Consider the following 16,126-nt stretch of genomic DNA (forward strand, 5'->3'; position numbering starts at 1 on the left):
TCTCCTTACGCTGCTCGTGCTGCCCGGACCACACCCGAGACCTGGTCGGCCGACAGGTCCGCCAGGCGCAGGCACGTCCCGCCCAGCACCGCCGCCACCCTGGCCGCCAGACCCAGCCGGACGTACCCCTCTTCGCAGTCGACCACGATGTTCGCGATGCCGTCCGCCGCGAGCATCCTGGCCGCGCGCAGGGCGTCGTCCATCGGGTCACGTCCGCCCGCTGCCTGCGTGGCCTTGCCGTCGGTCAGCAGCACCAGCAACGGGCGGCGGCGGGGATCACGGAGTCGTTCGGCGGCAAGGACTCGACGCACCTTCAGCAACCCGTCGGCCAGTGGCGTGCGGCCACCTGTCCGCAGTCCTTTCAGCCGTGCCGCCGCCGCGTCCACCGAGGACGTCGGAGGCAACGCCACCTCCGCCGAGTTGCCTCGGAACGTGACCACGCCGACCTTGTCACGCCGCTGGTACGCGTCGCGCAGCAGCGACAGGACCGCGCCGGTCACAGCGGACATGCGTTTGCGGGCCGCCATCGAACCCGAGGCGTCGACGCAGAACAGCACGAGGTTGCTTTCCTTGCCCTCGCGGACGGCCAGCCTCACATCCTGCGAACGCAACACCAGGCCGGTGCCTGTCCGGCCTCGCAGCGCCTGGTGCGGCGCCGCGGCCGACAGCGTTCCGACAAGGTGCAGACCGTGTCCCTCGACTGTGGACGGGCGGACCGTGTGGCCGTTGCGTGCCGCCGCACGGGATCGGCGGCCAGGTGCGCCCTCGCCGATCCCGGGCACTTCGAGCACGCGGGCACGAAACGACGCCGCCGGAGGCACCGGCGGCTTGTCCCCACCACCGCCACCGCCCGGTGGCTGTTCCGAGTCGGCCGGGGGCTGCTGTGCGTCGCTCGGGCTCTCGGCTCCGCCCCCATCTGGGCCGCCACCATCGGGGTCGTCGTCCGGCTCTGGCTCTTGCTCCTGCTCGGCGGCGTTCTGCAGGGCTTCCTGGAGTTGCTGCTCGTCCAGCCCCGGCTCGTCGAACGGGTCACGCCTACGCCTGTGCGGCAACGCCAGCCGTACCGCGACTTCGATGTCGTCGGAGTTGACGCTGTCCACGCCACGCCACGCGGCGTGCGCGACCGCCGCACGAGCGACCACGAGGTCCGCGCGCATGCCATCCACCTCGAAGGATGCGCACACCGACGCGATCCTGCGCAGTTCCGCGTCGGGCAACGAGATGTGCGGCAACGCGGTACGGGCCTTCACGATCTGCTCCGCCAGCTCAGCGTCGGCCGTGGTCCACTGCGCCGCGAAGCCCGCCGGGTCGGCCTCGAACGCCAGCCTGCGCCGGATCACCTCGGTGCGTACCGCGACGTCACGCGACGCCACCACGTGCACTGTCAGCCCGAACCGGTCCAGCAGCTGCGGGCGCAGCTCGCCCTCCTCCGGGTTCATCGTCCCGACCAGCAGGAAGCTCGCCGCGTGGGAGATCGACACGCCTTCCCGCTCGACGTGCGCACGGCCCATCGCGGCCGCGTCGAGAAGCAGGTCGACCAGGTGGTCGTGCAGCAGGTTGACCTCGTCGACGTAAAGCACTCCCCGGTGCGCCGCCGCGAGCAGGCCGGGCTGGTAGGCCCGGACGCCCTCGGTCAGCGCGCGTTCCAGGTCGAGCGAACCGGCGAGCCTGTCCTCGGTCGCGCCGACGGGCAGTTCGACCAGACGCGCCGCGCGCTGGTCGACCCCGTCGTGCGGCGCGTCCGGGCAGGCCGGGTCGGGGTTGGCGGGATCGCAGGCGAACCGGCAGCCCGGCACGACGTCCACGGCGGGCAGCAAGGCCGCCAGCGCACGCACGATCGTGGACTTGGCTGTCCCCTTCTCGCCTCTGACCAGCACTCCCCCGATACCCGGGTGCACCGCGTTGAGCAACAGTGCCATCCGCAGGTCGTCGTGTCCGACGATGGCAGAGAACGGGAAGCGCACGGCACGATCCTTCCCCGGGTGTCCACGCCCGAAGTCGAAGCCACGGGCACGCGGGCGCGTACCCGAGTGCGGGCGGAGTGTCTGGCTCCCAGGCTCGTCACCTGGTGACAGTGGCGGGACCGCACCGGATTCGCACCGGATTTCCTCCGCGTCGCACCACAGGCCATCGTCGCATCCCGCGTGCCCGTAACCCAACTAGGCGGGGCCGCGCGACAGGGCGCTCAGCCACGAGATCTTGCGGCCGATCTGCAACGTCATCGCCGGGACCAGCAGCGATCGCACTATCAACGTGTCGAGCAACACACCGAAGGCCACATCATCAACGCATGAGTCACTAGCAGTACAGCGTCCGGACGGCAGGCGGCGGGAATCCACCACTACCGATGTAGTCGCACCTCACGCTGTCGGAGTCGTTGGCGCTGTCGGGGTCCAACGGAGTGCTCGCTGTCCGTGTCGCGGTGTTGGTGAAGTGCATGGGTGGCCCGCCGATCGCGAAGTAGGCAGTGAAGGAGATCTTCGCGGTGCCACCGACGGGTAGCGCGCCGAAGGGGCACGTCAGCGTGTCGGCCGCGCTGTCGAACGCGCACGGCGTCGGGAAAGTTGGCCCGCCGTCGGCGCCGAACCGCACAACGACCGTCGCGGAGGTGAGCGGTTCCGGTCCCTGGTTCGTGATCGACAGTTCGAAGTTGGCTCCGGGCAGGAGATACGTCGTCGACGTGACCGCGAGGTCGACGGAGATGTCAGCGGCCACGGGCAGCGGGGCGGTCGCGGCAGCGCCGAGAAGGGTCGCTGCGAGCAGTGCTGCGGTTGTCAACACGGTGGGTCCTTTCCTTTCGGCGGCACCCCTTCCGGACGAGGACCCCAGTATCGCTTCGGGCAGCGGCGCTGCCATCCACCCACCAGCGCAACACCGGGCGTGACAATCGCACACCCGCGGGACGCGGTCCGGCCGGTCCACGCCGGGACCGGCCGGACACCCGTGCTACGGCAGGCGCCAGATCTGTGCGCCCGAGTTGTTGCAGTCGTAGATCTGCAACTGGGTTCCGTTGGCGGAATTGCTGTTCGGCACGTCCAGGCACCGCCCGGACGGCGAGTTCACCAACGCGCCGTTCACCTTGGGCCACCACTGTTGTGCACCTGTGCCGTTGCAGTCCCACAACTGGACCTTGGTTCCGTTGTCCCGCTTGCTGCCGGAAACATCCAGGCACCGGCCCGCCGCACGGACCGTGCCGTCCGACTTTAAGGTCCACTGCTGCGCGACCGAGCTGTTGCACTCCCACAGCCGCACGACGGAACCGCTGGACTGCGGCGGGTTCGCGTCGACGCACTTGCTCGCGAGGCCGGAGATCAGGCCGGTCCTCGGGGTCGCCGGGCCTACGTCGAACGACGGCGGCGCGTCCGCGGGCGCGCTGCCCCACGAGGTGTTCGGACCCGCGCCGAGCGTGAAGTCCAGCGTGCCACCGTTGGCCACAATGGACTCAGGCAGCCAGGCGCGGTTCGATGCCTGACCGTTCACCCGCAGGCTCTGCACGTACTTGTTCGTGTCCGACGCGCCTGGGGCGTTGACGCTGATGGTCTTGCCGTTGCCCCTGCTGATCGTGACACTGGCGAACTGCGGGCTGGCCAGCACGAGCTCGGACCGGCCCGGCGCCTGCGGGTACATGCCCAGCGCGGCCCACACCGCCCACGAGGACATCTGCCCGAGGTCGTCGTTGCCGACGATGCCTTCCGGCGCCGGTTTGAACAACGTCGTCAGCGCCCGCCGGACCACGTCCTGCGTCTTGTACGGCACGCCCGCGTACGCGTACGCCCACGGGGTGTTGAGCGTCGGCTCGTTGCCCAGGTAGGCCATGTTCTTGTTCGGTCCGGCGTTCAGCTCGGTGAAGAACGAGTCCAACCTGGACACCACAGGAGCGTTCCCGCCCATGGCGTCGAACAGGCCACGGTGGTTGTAGGGCACCATCCACGCGTACTGGCCGCCGTTGCCTTCCACGAACTCGTTCTGCTGCGTCGGGCTGAAGCCCGGGAAGGTCGTGTCGGTGTTGCGCGGCTGGAGGTACTTGTTGCCCGATTCGAAGAGGTTGCGCCAGTTCTGGGCGCGGCGCAGGAAGTTCTCGGCTGTCGCCTGGTCACCCAGGCGAGCGGCGAACTGGGAGATGGCGAAGTCGGCACTGGTGTACTCCAGCGTGGTCGACGCCGAACCCCAGACGTCCCCGAGGCCAGTCGGCACGTAGCCGTACTGGTTGTACTGCAACCAGCCCGGCCGCTGGCGGACATCGTTGACACCCGCCACGATCCGGCGCAGGCCGTCGACCGCGTCGAAGTTGGTCGCCCCGAACGCGTGCATGGTGGCGATGATCGCGGACACCGGGTCGCCGTTCATCACGCCCGTACCGCCGTTGGCCACGGTCCAACGGTCGAAGTACCCGCCGTATTTCCCCTGGTCGACCGCGGACTGGGCGATGTCGGCCGCTTCGGCGGGCGCGATCAGGGCGATCAGGGCCACCTGGGACCGGTAGACGTCCCAGCCGGAGAAGTTCGCGTACTGCGCGCGTCCGTTGGCCACCGTGTGGACCTGCTTGTCGAAGCCGGCGAACCTGCCGTCCACGTCGCTGAACACGTTGGGGTGCAACAACGAGTGGTAGAGCGCGGTGTAGAACGTTCGCAGCTGCGCGTCGGTTCCGCCGGTGACGTTGATCCGGCCGAGCAGCCCGTTCCACGCGTCGCGCGTGCCGGTCTTGATCTCGTCGAAGCTCCTGGTGCCCTGCTCGGCACTGAGGTTGGCCTTCGCGCCGTCGAGGCTGACGAACGAGATCCCCACCCGCGCGGTGACCGTGGTGGCGTTGAAGGACACGAACGCCGACGCCGCCAACGGCGTCACGTCGCTCGTGGCCGCCGGGCCCTTGCGGGTTTCCACGCCCTTGGGCTGCGATGGGACGCTACCCGTGCCGCGGCCTTCGATCGTCTTGCGGCTCTCGTCGACCTTGCCGTCCGCGCCCGCGACACCCGATGTCGCGAAGGGAGTGTCGAACACGGCATGGAAGTGGATGCGGTACCGGTTGCCCGCGCCGCAGAACCCGCCGCCGTCGGTGTAGCCGGACAACGTGTTGGCGCCGATGGTGATCGAACCGCTGGCCGAGTTGAACGCCTTGCCCGCGTCCACCGACAACGAGGCCCGTTGCCCTGCGGGATAGGTGAACCGGGCCATGCCCGTACGGGTCGTCGTGGTCAGTTCGGTGCGCAGGCCGTTGTCGAACTTCACCGAGTAGTAGCCGGGTGAGGCGGACTCGTTGGCGTGCGAGAACGTGTAGTTGCCGACCGGGCTCGTGCCCAGCGCCGGCATGAACGGGATGTTGCCGAAGTCGCTGCAACCGGGGCCGGAGATGTGGGTCAGGCTGAAGCCCTTGATGCGGTTGTCGTCGTAGTGGTAGCCACCGTGCTGGTGCAGCACGGTGTCCGGGCTCCACTGCATCATCCCGAACGGAGCGTCCGCGCCGGGGAAGGTGTTGCCCGCGCCGCCGCCGTGCCCGAAGTCCGGGCCACCGGGTTTGGTTCCGACGAACGGATTGACGTACTGAGCGGGATCGTTCACAGCCAGTCTGGAAGGAGCGGCGGCTGCTGGTACGGCGGCGAACGTGAGCGCCGCCGCGAAGCCTAAGGCCGCGGCGAATACACGCATGGCTTCTCCTGCAGGATGGAGGGTGACAACGTTGTCAACACTCATTTTCGCAGCCCGGAAAGCGCTGGGAAACCACCGCTCGGCTTAACCCGTCAGGGCGCGCCCGGCGGGAGAACGGGAAGGCCCGACGGCGCCCCCTCCGCCAGCAGGCCACGCAGGACATCGGTGTCCATGTGCTCGGCGACCAGATCACCGAGCAGGTCGAGTTGCGCCTCACGGGCGGCGGCGAAGGAGGTGCCCGGCGCCGCGCGGAATCCCGACCGTCCCGCGTGGCCCGCCGCCCAGTCCAGCAACGCGCGGCGGGGCTCGTCGTTCTCCAGCAGGCCATGCCAGTGCGTGCCCGCGACCGCACCACTGAGTACACCTTCGGGGGTACCGTCCGACAGCGTCACCAGGCCGTCGGCGGGCTGGTCGACGACCGTGCCGTGGTGGATCTCGTATCCCGTCGCCGGGTGGCCGAGAACGAACCCGTCCGGGCGGCGCAGGATCTTGTCCCGCCGGAACTCGAACTCCACGTCGAGCAGACCCAGGCCGGGCACGGCCCCGGCGCCGGATTCATACGAATCAGTGATCTTCGTGCCCAGCATCTGGAACCCGCCGCAGATGCCGAGCACCGGCAGCCCGCGCCGGGCGTGGTCGGCGACGGCGTCGGCGAGGCCGTTGCGCCGCAACCACTCCAGGTCGTGCACGGTGGCCTTCGAGCCGGGCAGGACGACGAGGTCGGCGTCCGCCAGACGGGACGGCTCCGTCACGAACCGCACCGACACACCAGGTTCGCACGCCAGCGCCTCGACGTCGGTGCCGTTGGAGATCCTGGGCAGCCGCACGACGGCCACGCGCAGCCACTGCTCCCCCACTGGCGGGCGCGGTCTGCCCACCACGCCGTCGGCGGTGTACGACAGCGAGTCCTCCGCGTCCAGCCAGAGGTCCACGTTCCACGGCAGCACACCGAGCACGCGCCGCCCGGTGAGGCCCCTGAGCTGGTCCAGACCGGGGCGCAGCAGCGCGGGGTCGCCGCGGAACTTGTTGATCACGAAGCCCGCGACAAGCGCTTGGTCGGCGGGTGAGAGCAGCGCGACCGTGCCGTACAGGTGGGCGAACACGCCGCCGCGGTCGATGTCGCCGACAACGATGACGGGCAGGTCCGCGGCCCTGGCCAGTCCCATGTTGGCGATGTCGTCGCGACGCAGGTTGATCTCCGTCGGCGACCCGGCGCCCTCGCACACGACCACGTCGTACTCGGCACGCAGGCCTTCCAAAGTGGAGAGCACCGTCTGGAACAGCTCGGGCTTGCGGTCCCGATAGGACAACGCGGTGCTCTGCCCGATCACCTTGCCCAGCAGGACCACCTGCGACGTGCGGTCGCCGCCGGGTTTGAGCAGGACGGGGTTGAACCGGACACTCGGGACGAGCCCGGCAGCCGCGGCCTGCAGTGCCTGCGCCCGGCCGATCTCCCCGCCGTCCGGGGTGACCACGGAGTTGTTGGACATGTTCTGCGCCTTGAACGGCGCGACCCGGACACCTTGCCGCGCCAGCCACCGGCACAGGCCCGCGACCAGCACACTCTTGCCCGCGTCCGACGACGTCCCGGCTACCAACAGGCCTCCGCTCACCCGGCGAACCCTATCGGGATAGTGTCTTGACACCCCTGGAGCACACATGTTCGAACACGTGTTCTAGGATGCATTACCCCCTCCACGTGACCACGAAAGGACCAGGATGACCGCTCCAACCGCCGAGGCGGCTACTAGCGCTCCCGGTGACGAGGAGGTGCCTGCCTCGACCAACGAAGAGGGCACCGAAGCGACTGCTGAGGAGACTCCAGTGGTTGAGGAAAAGCCCAAGCGCGCCGCTCGGACCAAGAGCACCGCGAAGAAGACCCGCACTGTCGAGCTCACGCTGACCGTGACGGGCACACTCGACGGCAACTGGCAGGCCGACCTGATGCACGGCACGTCCCGTGTCGTGCAGGGCCTCTCCATCCCCGCCGCCGCGGTCGCCAAGGCCGCGCAGGAGCTGCACCCGGAGATCGCAGAGAAGATCGAAGAGGTGATCAACGCCGCCCGCGAGCAGCACGAGTCGCGGCTGCGTGAACTCGAGGAGGAGATGGCCAAGGTCAAGCAGGCCCTCGCCGACCTCGGCGAAGACGCCTGACGACCCCGCATCCGCCGCCGGCGCGTCCCGTGGGGACGCGCCAGCGGTGGCGTGTGTCAAGGGCGCCGCACGATCCGAGCGGCCCACTCGTCGCCCGCCTCGCGCAGCCGGGCCACCACGTCGGCTCGCCGGACCGGGAGACGGACGGAACTCTACTGGCACACCACTTGCGCTACGGGCGGTTCAGCCGGTGCTGGATCGCGTCGAAGAAGGCCGTCTTGGCGATGGTGTACTTGTCGTAGTTCGTTTCGCCCGCGTTGGCTTCGACCAGGCCGCGCTTCATCCGTTCGTAGTCGCCGCGCAGGGTTTCGTCGGAACGCAACAGGTCACGGAACCGGGTCGTGTAGTGCCACCAGGGCGAATCGAGTTGGCGGACGTGCAGGATGGCGTACTGCCCGGGATCAGCCGAGGCGAAAAGCCTTTTCTCCCAGAAGTTCCCGGCACCCCTCGGGTTGTCCCGCAACACGCCGGGCGAGTTCGGGGCGATCTTGGCCACGTCCACGAACCCCGCTCGGGCCACGGCGGCGTCGATACCGTCGACGTCCCGCAGCGACGGGACGCCGATCTGCAGGTCGACGATGGGTTTCGCGGCCAGGCCCTGGACCGAGGTCGAGCCGATGTGGTCCCACGCGTAGTCCGGCCTGGCCACGAACCGGGCCAGTCGCCGCAGCAGCCTGTCCGCGGTCACGGCCCACTCCGGGTTGTGCGGCTCAAGGCGCGGGGCACCGAACCGGGCGACCCTGCCGTCCGCCAGGTTGCCGACGAGCAGGGACAGCCGGGTCTCCCACAGCTCATCGATATCCTTTGTGGACGCCACGACCACGTCCGCGGCCGCCGACGGCTCCCCCACCGCGATCACCAGACCCGCGTCGTCGGCATCCGTCCACGTGACGCCCGGGTATCGCCTGTCCGGTTCCGCACCGATCAGCGCCAGTCTCACAAGCTGGCTCGCCAGCGGCGTACCTCACCATCCACAAGTTCCACTGAACCGACCTTACGCATGTACTGCAGGTGGGCGCCAGTTTCGGCGACGGCACTGCGGCGCATGATGCCGCGCACGTTCTCCCAGCCGCGCGACCACGTCAGCTTCTCGGTGATCTCCCACGTGGTGGACTCGCCGTTGGCGCGCAACACCGTGGTGATCTCGTCGCAGCGTTCCTGGTGGTGCTGGATCAGCGCGAGCGTCCGGCGTGCGACACCGCGGAAGCGGTACTCGTGCGCGGGCAGCACTTCCGCGTCGTCGTAGGCGGCGATCCGTTCCAGTGACGCGATGTAGCTGGACAACGGGTTGTCGTCACCGACGACCAGTCCGATGTTCGGGCTGATCCGCGGCAGCACGTGGTCGCCCGTGAGCAACACGCCCCTGGCCTCGTCGTACAGGCAGATGTGGCCAGGTGTGTGTCCCGGCGTCCACACCGCACGCATCGTCCGCGCGCCGTGCGGCACGACGTCGCCGTCGTCCAGCAGGATGTCCGGCATCGCCAGGTCCATGAACGGTTTCAAGGCCTCGCCGCTGAACTCCAGCTTCGCCGCGACGTCCGCCGGAATGCCGGAGGCGCGCAACCAGTCGCGGTCGTACGAGGACTCCGTGGTCTCGGCGAGTCGCGCGGGCAGCACCTCGCGCTCGGCCGGGTGCATCGCGATCCACGCACCGGATTCCTGCTTCAGGCGCGCGCTCAGGCCATGGTGGTCCGCGTGCATGTGGGTGACGACGATACCGACCACATCGGACACCGACGCGCCCGCGACGGCGAGGCCCGCCACCAGCCCGTCCCACGTCTCGGGCGCGAACCAGCCCGGGTCGACGACCACGACACCCTCGTCAGCGATCGACAGGTACGCGTTCGTGTAACGCAGCGGGTTGTGCGGGATCGGCACGGGGACCGACCACAGGTCGTCCCTGACACGCTCGACCGGCGGGATTTCCTTGCGCTTCCACGCTTCCCACTGGCCCTGGGCACTCGGCTCGGCCGGGACAGTGCTCATGCGACGATTTCCGAGAGCGCTCGCAGCGTCTTCACGTCCGCGTTCACCAGCAAGGTCGTGACCACGCTTTCCTTCCAGGCGGCGAGTTCGTCCTTGATCTTGGCCAGCGGGCCGATCAGCGAGATGTCCTCGACCATCCGGGTCGGTACGGCGGCGATCGCCTCGGCCTTGTGGCCGTCGAGGTAGAGTTCCTGGATCTTCGCGCACTCGGCCTCGTACCCGAGGCGGGCGAAGACGTCGAAGTGGAAGTTCGCGCCCTTGGCGCCCATTCCACCGATGTAGAGCCCGAGCATCGGCCGTACCCAGTCGGCGGCCTGCTCCACGTCGTCGTTGACGATGACGGGAAGGAACGCGGGCACTTCGAACGTGTCCCAGTCGCGGCGCGCACCGGGCTTGTCGAACCCGTTGCGCAGCGCGGCCTTGTAGAAGTCGTTGCTGCGCGGGGAGAAGAACAGCGGCAGCCAGCCGTCGGCGATCTCGGCGGCCAGTGCGACGTTCTTCGGGCCCTCGGCGGCGAGGTAGATCGGGATGTCGGTCCGAAGTGGATGAACAGTGGACTTCAACGGCTTGCCGAGCCCGGCGCCGCCCTGGTAGGGCAGCTGGTAGAACTGCCCGGAGTACTCGACGCGCTCACGCGCGATGACCTTGCGCACGATCTCGACGTACTCACGGGTGCGCGCCAACGGCTTGGGGTACGGCTGGCCGTACCAGCCTTCGACCACCTGGGGCCCGGAAGCACCGAGCCCGAGGACGAACCGGCCACCGGACAGGTGGTCGAGGGTCAGCGCGGCCATCGCCGTGGCAGTGGGCGTCCGCGCGGACAGCTGGAGGATGTTGGTGCCCAGGCGGACAGTCTCGGTCTTCGCGCCCCACCACGCCAACGGCGTCAGGCAGTCGGAGCCGTACGCCTCCGCGGCCCAGATCGAGTCGAAACCCAGCCGTTCGGCCTCGGCGATGGCCTCATCGACGCCCGCGGGTGGGCCGGACGACCAGTAACCGGTGTGGAACCCGAGCTTCACACGCGTCTCCCCACTACTCAATTTCTTGAGTAATCATATCCTTGAGTACTATCTTGGCAAGAGACAGGAGACACATGGCACTTCGGCACGCACTGCTGGCAGCGCTGCTGGACCGCGAACTGAGCGGCTACCAGCTGACGAAGCTGTTCGACCTGGCGGCGTCCTCCTTCTGGCACGCGTCGTCCCAGCAGCTCTACGCCGAACTGGCCAAACTCGAAGCAGACGGCCTGCTGACCGGCCATGAAGTCGTCCAACACGGCCGCCCGAACAAGCGTGTCTTCGCCCTCACCGACAACGGCCGCGACGAGCTGGCCCGGTTCACCGCGGCCCCGACGAAGCCGATCTCGATCCGCGACGACCTGATCGTGAAGGCCTACGCCGAGCACGCGGCAGACCCGAGCGTACTGATCAAGCAGCTCGAAGACAGGCTGGCCCAGTCCCGCGCGAAGGACGAGTTCCTCCAGTCGCAGCTGGCCCGGTTGCGTGACGGGAAGTCGGAGGAGGAGTACCTGGCTTCGGCCGAGAACATCGGTCCTTACCTGGCGGGTACGCGTGGGCGGATGTATCTGCGGGACGAGATCGACTGGTGCGAGTGGGCTTCCGGGGTGCTACGAAACCGTTCCTGACCGACCCGACTGTTCAAGGGCCGCTCGTTCTGCTTGACGAAAAACCTCATCAAGCAGTGCCTGTCCGTCAGTCACACCAAGACGGTTCAGCAGTTCACCAAACTGCACACCTGGGGTTTCCTCAAGTTTCCGCGACACCCACTCAAACGAACCTTCCTGGCCCGAAATACCCATTGCAGCAACTTTCGCCACAACCGAACGCCCGTCAATTTTCACCCGACCCGCGCATTTTTGGATGACATAAGATGCAAGCATATGCACCCACACAGTCATATCGTCCGATTCCGACATCAGAAGATGGAGAGCGAAGTTTCCATGAGCGACAGAAATAGCCGCCAGATCGTCAGACACATACAGGAGCCGAAGTGCGTCGAGGCCCAACTGAAGAGAGCGATCCAGGTTTCCCAGTTCGCATTCGACGGTCGCCAGCGCGGCTAGACCCTTACCTAATTGAAAATAGTCTCCATTCGCTTTGAAGGTCTCACAACACCAGCGCAACAGATTACGAGCATCGACAGCACGACCGAGGCCAATCAGCGATGTATAGTCATTGAGAGAAGCACGAGCCTGTTCATAAACGGACGCACCACGCATACGCTTGAATTCCAGAAGCTTTTTATTGAACTCTATCGACTTCTGCCACTGCTCAGACTGGCCCGCCGCCAGAACTCCGACGTTAAGCAGCATCTCACGCGCCGACCATGCCGAAAAATAGCCACCCTCAGCTTCTTTCTCTCCCACTACAGCCAAGTAATGTTCAGCCAGTTCGAGTGCCTCTCGCCCGCGCCCTTGAGCTACCATTACTTGCAGGCGACGCGCATCGTTGACCAACCGAGTCAATGAATCGGTTTCAGCCTTGTCCAGGTACCGAAATTGTTTCACCATAAGGTCATCGGCTTGCTTGAACCGACCCTGCCTGATCGCCATATCAGCCATTTCTCCCAAGACGAGCACCGCGTCGTCAAACTTTCCATCAGCGACCGCCGACTCAAGCATGTCGCGAAATGACTTCTCAGCTTGAGACTCATCTACAACTGCGAGCACGGTCGCCAGGTTCACATTAACCGAAAATTCGAGATCACTACCCCGAGTCTCTTCGGCGACAGTGGAAATGATCGGTAGCAAAGAAGCAGCGGTCGCAGTCGACCGATCACGTTGAATGGCTGTCTCAACGGCCAGGTTGAGACCCTCCCACATCCTCTGACGCAGCAGATACGGAGCCGCGCCCAGAGCAGCCTGTCGCACTACCGAGCCGAGCTGCTGCCGATGCTCTCTAACAAGACCATCGAACAGTTTCTCCGACCACCATTTTGCCATCTCATTGTCAACCGCACCCCAGAATTCGACACCAACATCAGCCCGACCGGTTTCGGCGATTCCTGGATGAAGCCGGTAGCTGGATCCGACGGTTACAACCAGAGCATGTTCCACAAGTAGGGCAAGCAACTCACCGACGTCCAATGGATCTCCGGGCCGGTCCAGCTGGAGCCACAGTTTGGGCCACACCTCCGCTACGACCTCGCCGAGCCGGTCGCCTTCCTCAATGCAGCACAACATTTGAAATAACAGCACCGCGTCATCGGGCAATGCCGCAACTGTTGCAGTAGTCCAATTTCCCAGGACTGCGAGGAAGTCGTCGTCACTCGCGATCGATTCGCCATCGCGGATGAACGCGTCGAGCCGAGTGCTACGGATGTGCCACGTCGAGTCAGCCAGATCGAGACGCTCGGCCAAACTGTCCTTGTCGGCCGCGATTCCTTCGGCGAACTCAAGCAACTTCGGATGCCCCTGAACGATCTGCAACGTGCGCACGGCGAGCTCCGGCTCGTTGTCGATCAGCGCACGCAGATGGGGCCACTCACGGGCCAGCAGAACCGACTCACGCAACGACAACGCGTGTACCGCCTCGCACAGCACCGAATCCCGCAACCCCATGGGTTTACGTCGTGAGGTGAGCACCAGCCGCGAGAAGCCCCTGTGGTTGGTCAGGGCACGGATCAGCAGCGCCCACCGCTCATCACGCCACTCCCCCTTGTCGGTGAGCAACGACTCGACGTTGTCGAGAATGATGAGGACACGGTTGTTCTCAAGAACCTCCGTGAGATTCGGCAAAGCCTCCCGCAACATGTCGATGTCGCCAACCCGGTGCACCAGCTTCAGCCCAGGCAACTGGCGTTCCAAAGCCCGCACGAACCCAGCCAGCGCGGTGGCGATCTCGTGGCCATCAGGTGGCGCGACATGCCAAGCCATGAAAGGGAAAGACTCCTGATGTGTGTACGCCAACTCCACCGCACAAGAGGTCTTGCCCGCACCAGCCATCCCGTGGAACAGCACGCCCGACGAACCACTGCGCGGGGCCAGAGCGGTCGTGGCCCGTGTCATCGGGCCGACGCGACCGACGAACCGCTCCACCTGCTCAGGGAACTCCGCCAACTTCTGCCGGTCGACCTTCAACTCGTCAGGGCCACCCCAAGGCGGAACAAGCCTCAGATCACCTGAGCGGGCGCCGAACAACGTCGGAGTAGCCGCGGACAGCGCGGGGATGGCGGGAGTGGGCGGACCGGAAGTCACCTTGGACAGTGCGACGGCCAAAGCACTGGCCACTGTCCTGCCCTTGCCCAGCACCAGGTCGTAGAACCTCCCGGTCAACGCGATGGCGAAGTCGTCGACCACGGGATAGCGCATCGCCAGCACCGCGCAGTCCAGCCGCCGCACGATCTCCGTCGCCACCGCGGGCAGCGACCCCGAAGACTCCGAAGCGGTCCGGACAGCGGGCGACAGACCGAGCAGTTGCAAGTGCTCGGTGGCGGTCACGGCAGCCGATTCGCAAGCCGACAGCGTCACCAGCTTGATCTGGTCACTGGCCTCGTCGAGCAGATCCACCAACTCCGTGCTGGTGATCAGATCTCGGCGTCCGGTGTCGTCCTCCAGGACCAGCCCGGCGGGCAGGCCGTGCCCGGACAGGTGCACGACATCCCACCCGGCCTGCTCAAGCAAAGCCTCCTCCAGGCGCTCACGAGTCGCCCCGTACTGCAGGACCCGCAGTTCGATCGCCTTCTGGTTCACCGCGGCTATCTCGTGCACCAGCCGAGCCAGTGCGTGACGCTCCTTGCGCAGGTTCAAGGCGCCCGCGCCCTCCGGCAGGCTGAACACCGCCAGCATCCGCAACCGGTCGCCCACGTCCGCCTTCGGCCGCGAGGGATGAGGCAGGTCGATCACGAACGTCGTACCGGCCAGTTCCCACGGCCGGTACGCCAGCACCTCGGCCTCCGGCGGCACCTCCAGCCGCACCGGCCCACGAACCCCAGCCAGAACGCCGCCGAACACGCGGGTACGAACCCACTCGGCGACCTGAGCGGTGAGCTCGGCCTCATGGGCGACGCGGCGGTCGGGCACGGCGTTCCACTTGAGGTACCGGTACAGGTCCGTGAACGCCTCGTACTGCCACTCGGTCTCGTCGAGCGAGACCGAGTGGTCAGCGAGGAACTCACCCGTGGACGTCGTCAGCCGCCAACGCCACTTCGTCGGACCGGCGTAGTCCAGCACCTCCAGGCGGGTCATAAGTGCCATGTCGGACGCAGGGGCGCGGCGTTAGCAGTCAGCCGACCACATCGGCCAGGCGGGCGATCTGGTCGGTGTCCGGCGACCAGCAGTACAACATCACCTCGTCGGCGCCGAGATCGGTGAACGCGTTGATCACATCACGGACCTGCGCCGGTGTGGTCAGCAGACGATCGAGCGCCCACCCGGCCTGGTCGCCGTAGTAGTCCGAAAGATTCCGCCGGGCCTCGGCTTCAGCGGGACCAACAGCAACGTTCACCTGAGCCACGAGCCGTGGCGAGCCGGAGCGGCCCGCCTCGGCCCACGATGTGCGGACCGTGTCGAACAGTCCGCCGCACCATTCGACTGGTGCGGCGGCGAGGAAACCGTCGCCCCAGCGGGCGACGCGGGCCATCGCGGCCGGTTTGAAGGCGCCGAAGAGCACCTCGGGTCCGCCGGGGCGGCACGGCTCCGGGCCGATGTCGCCGGTTGTCCAGATCCGGCGCATCTCGGCCATCTGCCGGTCGAGCCTGCGCCCACGGGTTGTGATGTCCGTGCCCGCCGCTTGGTGGTCGTCGGCGCGGCCGCCGACGCCGATTCCCAACGTGAAGCGCCCGCCGGACAGGCGGTCGAGGGTGGCGGCTTGTTTGGCCAGCAGCGCGGTCTCCCGCAGGGGCGCGAGCAGGACTTCGGTCTGCACGCGGATCCTCGTGGTGGCACCGGCTATCGCGGCCAGGGTGACCATCGGCTCGGGGTTGTCGTAGACGAGCCGGTCCAGCAGGCCCAGCGTGGAGAAGGGACCGGCGTCGGACAGACGGGCCCAGTCGAGCAGGCGATCGGGGTCGGCGACAGGCAGGCCAAGACCAACATTTACCACAGTTCGATCCTTTGATGAGGGCATACGACAGTGCTGCCGCCCCTCAGACGCCGGAACCCGGCGGTGCTCTCCATCTGCGGCTTCTGTCCGGGAGAGCGTGATCGCTTGAGTGCCCCCACTGTATCCGATCACCGGAACCGGTTTTCACCACAGGGCCTGGTACCGCGGTAGCTGACGGTCACCGCCCTTTTCCGCAGGCGTGGGATTCCCGGTGGTCCGCGCCGGTCCTTCAGCAGGCAAAAGGCCACTTCTGCCGGTTCGGTCCGGCTGGCGGCCTGGTC

At 67.0% G+C, this 16,126-nt stretch carries 11 protein-coding genes, 1 pseudogene and 1 riboswitch; of the genes and pseudogenes, 2 read left to right on the forward strand and 10 right to left on the reverse strand.

Going from position 1 to position 16,126, the window contains the following annotated elements:
* Positions 1–5 precede the first annotated feature (5 nt).
* The 5 genes and pseudogenes from ALI144C_RS09260 to ALI144C_RS09280 form a co-directional block, all read right to left on the reverse strand.
* A complete protein-coding gene (locus ALI144C_RS09260) occupies positions 6–1,919 on the reverse strand; it encodes a VWA domain-containing protein (protein WP_237774070.1) in 1,914 nt (637 codons plus the stop codon).
* Between the two features lie 99 nt (positions 1,920–2,018).
* A riboswitch (cobalamin riboswitch) is annotated at positions 2,019–2,159 on the reverse strand.
* Positions 2,160–2,279: pseudogene (locus ALI144C_RS09265) on the reverse strand (MMPL family transporter); the annotation flags it as partial.
* A 19-nt stretch (positions 2,280–2,298) separates the two neighbouring features.
* Positions 2,299–2,781: a DUF11 domain-containing protein gene (locus ALI144C_RS09270; RefSeq protein ID WP_076986602.1), complete on the reverse strand. Its 483-nt coding sequence runs from the start codon at positions 2,779–2,781 to the stop codon at positions 2,299–2,301.
* Between the two features lie 165 nt (positions 2,782–2,946).
* Positions 2,947–5,643 (reverse strand): lectin, encoded by a 2,697-nt coding sequence (locus tag ALI144C_RS09275; protein ID WP_076986603.1) that lies wholly within the window; start codon positions 5,641–5,643, stop codon positions 2,947–2,949.
* A gap of 92 nt (positions 5,644–5,735) precedes the next feature.
* Positions 5,736–7,304 carry a cobyric acid synthase gene (locus ALI144C_RS09280; RefSeq protein ID WP_076986604.1) on the reverse strand — a complete coding sequence of 523 codons (1,569 nt, stop codon included), beginning with the start codon at positions 7,302–7,304 and terminating at the stop codon, positions 5,736–5,738.
* Positions 7,305–7,413: 109 nt separating this feature from the next.
* Here ALI144C_RS09280 and ALI144C_RS09285 point away from each other — a divergent pair, with 109 nt between their 5' ends.
* Entirely contained in the window at positions 7,414–7,797 is a 384-nt protein-coding gene (locus ALI144C_RS09285) for a DUF6319 family protein (protein WP_441297544.1), read from the forward strand.
* Positions 7,798–7,969: 172 nt separating this feature from the next.
* On the opposite strand, the gene ALI144C_RS09290 is transcribed toward ALI144C_RS09285, so the two are convergent.
* From ALI144C_RS09290 to ALI144C_RS09300, 3 genes are read right to left on the reverse strand one after another with little or no spacing between them, the layout of a single operon-like run.
* Positions 7,970–8,737 carry a GrpB family protein gene (locus tag ALI144C_RS09290; protein ID WP_083752867.1) on the reverse strand — a complete coding sequence of 256 codons (768 nt, stop codon included), beginning with the start codon at positions 8,735–8,737 and terminating at the stop codon, positions 7,970–7,972.
* Positions 8,734–9,783, reverse strand: coding sequence for an MBL fold metallo-hydrolase (locus tag ALI144C_RS09295; RefSeq protein WP_076986606.1), 1,050 nt, complete (start codon positions 9,781–9,783; stop codon positions 8,734–8,736). The genes ALI144C_RS09290 and ALI144C_RS09295 overlap by 4 nt, the downstream gene beginning before the upstream one ends.
* Positions 9,780–10,802 carry an LLM class F420-dependent oxidoreductase gene (locus tag ALI144C_RS09300; RefSeq protein WP_076986607.1) on the reverse strand — a complete coding sequence of 341 codons (1,023 nt, stop codon included), beginning with the start codon at positions 10,800–10,802 and terminating at the stop codon, positions 9,780–9,782. Before ALI144C_RS09300 ends, ALI144C_RS09295 begins: the two co-directional genes overlap by 4 nt.
* Before the next feature lie 74 nt (positions 10,803–10,876).
* Between ALI144C_RS09300 and ALI144C_RS09305 the strand changes: the two genes are divergently transcribed.
* Positions 10,877–11,428: a PadR family transcriptional regulator gene (locus ALI144C_RS09305; protein ID WP_076986608.1), complete on the forward strand. Its 552-nt coding sequence runs from the start codon at positions 10,877–10,879 to the stop codon at positions 11,426–11,428.
* Here the strand turns inward: ALI144C_RS09305 and ALI144C_RS09310 are convergent.
* Together ALI144C_RS09310 and ALI144C_RS09315 are read right to left on the reverse strand one after the other, a co-directional pair.
* A complete protein-coding gene (locus ALI144C_RS09310) occupies positions 11,411–14,989 on the reverse strand; it encodes a CHAT domain-containing protein (protein ID WP_076986609.1) in 3,579 nt (1,192 codons plus the stop codon). The two genes, ALI144C_RS09305 and ALI144C_RS09310, sit on opposite strands and share 18 nt — an antisense overlap.
* A 37-nt stretch (positions 14,990–15,026) precedes the next feature.
* Entirely contained in the window at positions 15,027–15,845 is an 819-nt protein-coding gene (locus tag ALI144C_RS09315; protein WP_237774062.1) for an LLM class flavin-dependent oxidoreductase, read from the reverse strand.
* Between the last annotated feature and the right edge of the window lie 281 nt (positions 15,846–16,126).

Origin of the sequence: Actinosynnema sp. ALI-1.44 (assembly GCF_001984155.1) — a bacterium.
Lineage (GTDB): Bacteria > Actinomycetota > Actinomycetes > Mycobacteriales > Pseudonocardiaceae > Kibdelosporangium.

Coding starts and splice junctions, on each gene's coding strand:
- ALI144C_RS09310 (WP_076986609.1), bottom strand. CDS start 14,989: ATGACCCGCCTGGAGGTGCTGGACTACGCCGGTCCGACGAAGTGGCGT.
- ALI144C_RS09260 (WP_237774070.1), bottom strand. CDS start 1,919: ATGGCACTGTTGCTCAACGCGGTGCACCCGGGTATCGGGGGAGTGCTG.
- ALI144C_RS09305 (WP_076986608.1), top strand. CDS start 10,877: ATGGCACTTCGGCACGCACTGCTGGCAGCGCTGCTGGACCGCGAACTG.
- ALI144C_RS09295 (WP_076986606.1), bottom strand. CDS start 9,783: ATGAGCACTGTCCCGGCCGAGCCGAGTGCCCAGGGCCAGTGGGAAGCG.
- ALI144C_RS09280 (WP_076986604.1), bottom strand. CDS start 7,304: ATGTGTGCTCCAGGGGTGTCAAGACACTATCCCGATAGGGTTCGCCGG.
- ALI144C_RS09275 (WP_076986603.1), bottom strand. CDS start 5,643: ATGCGTGTATTCGCCGCGGCCTTAGGCTTCGCGGCGGCGCTCACGTTC.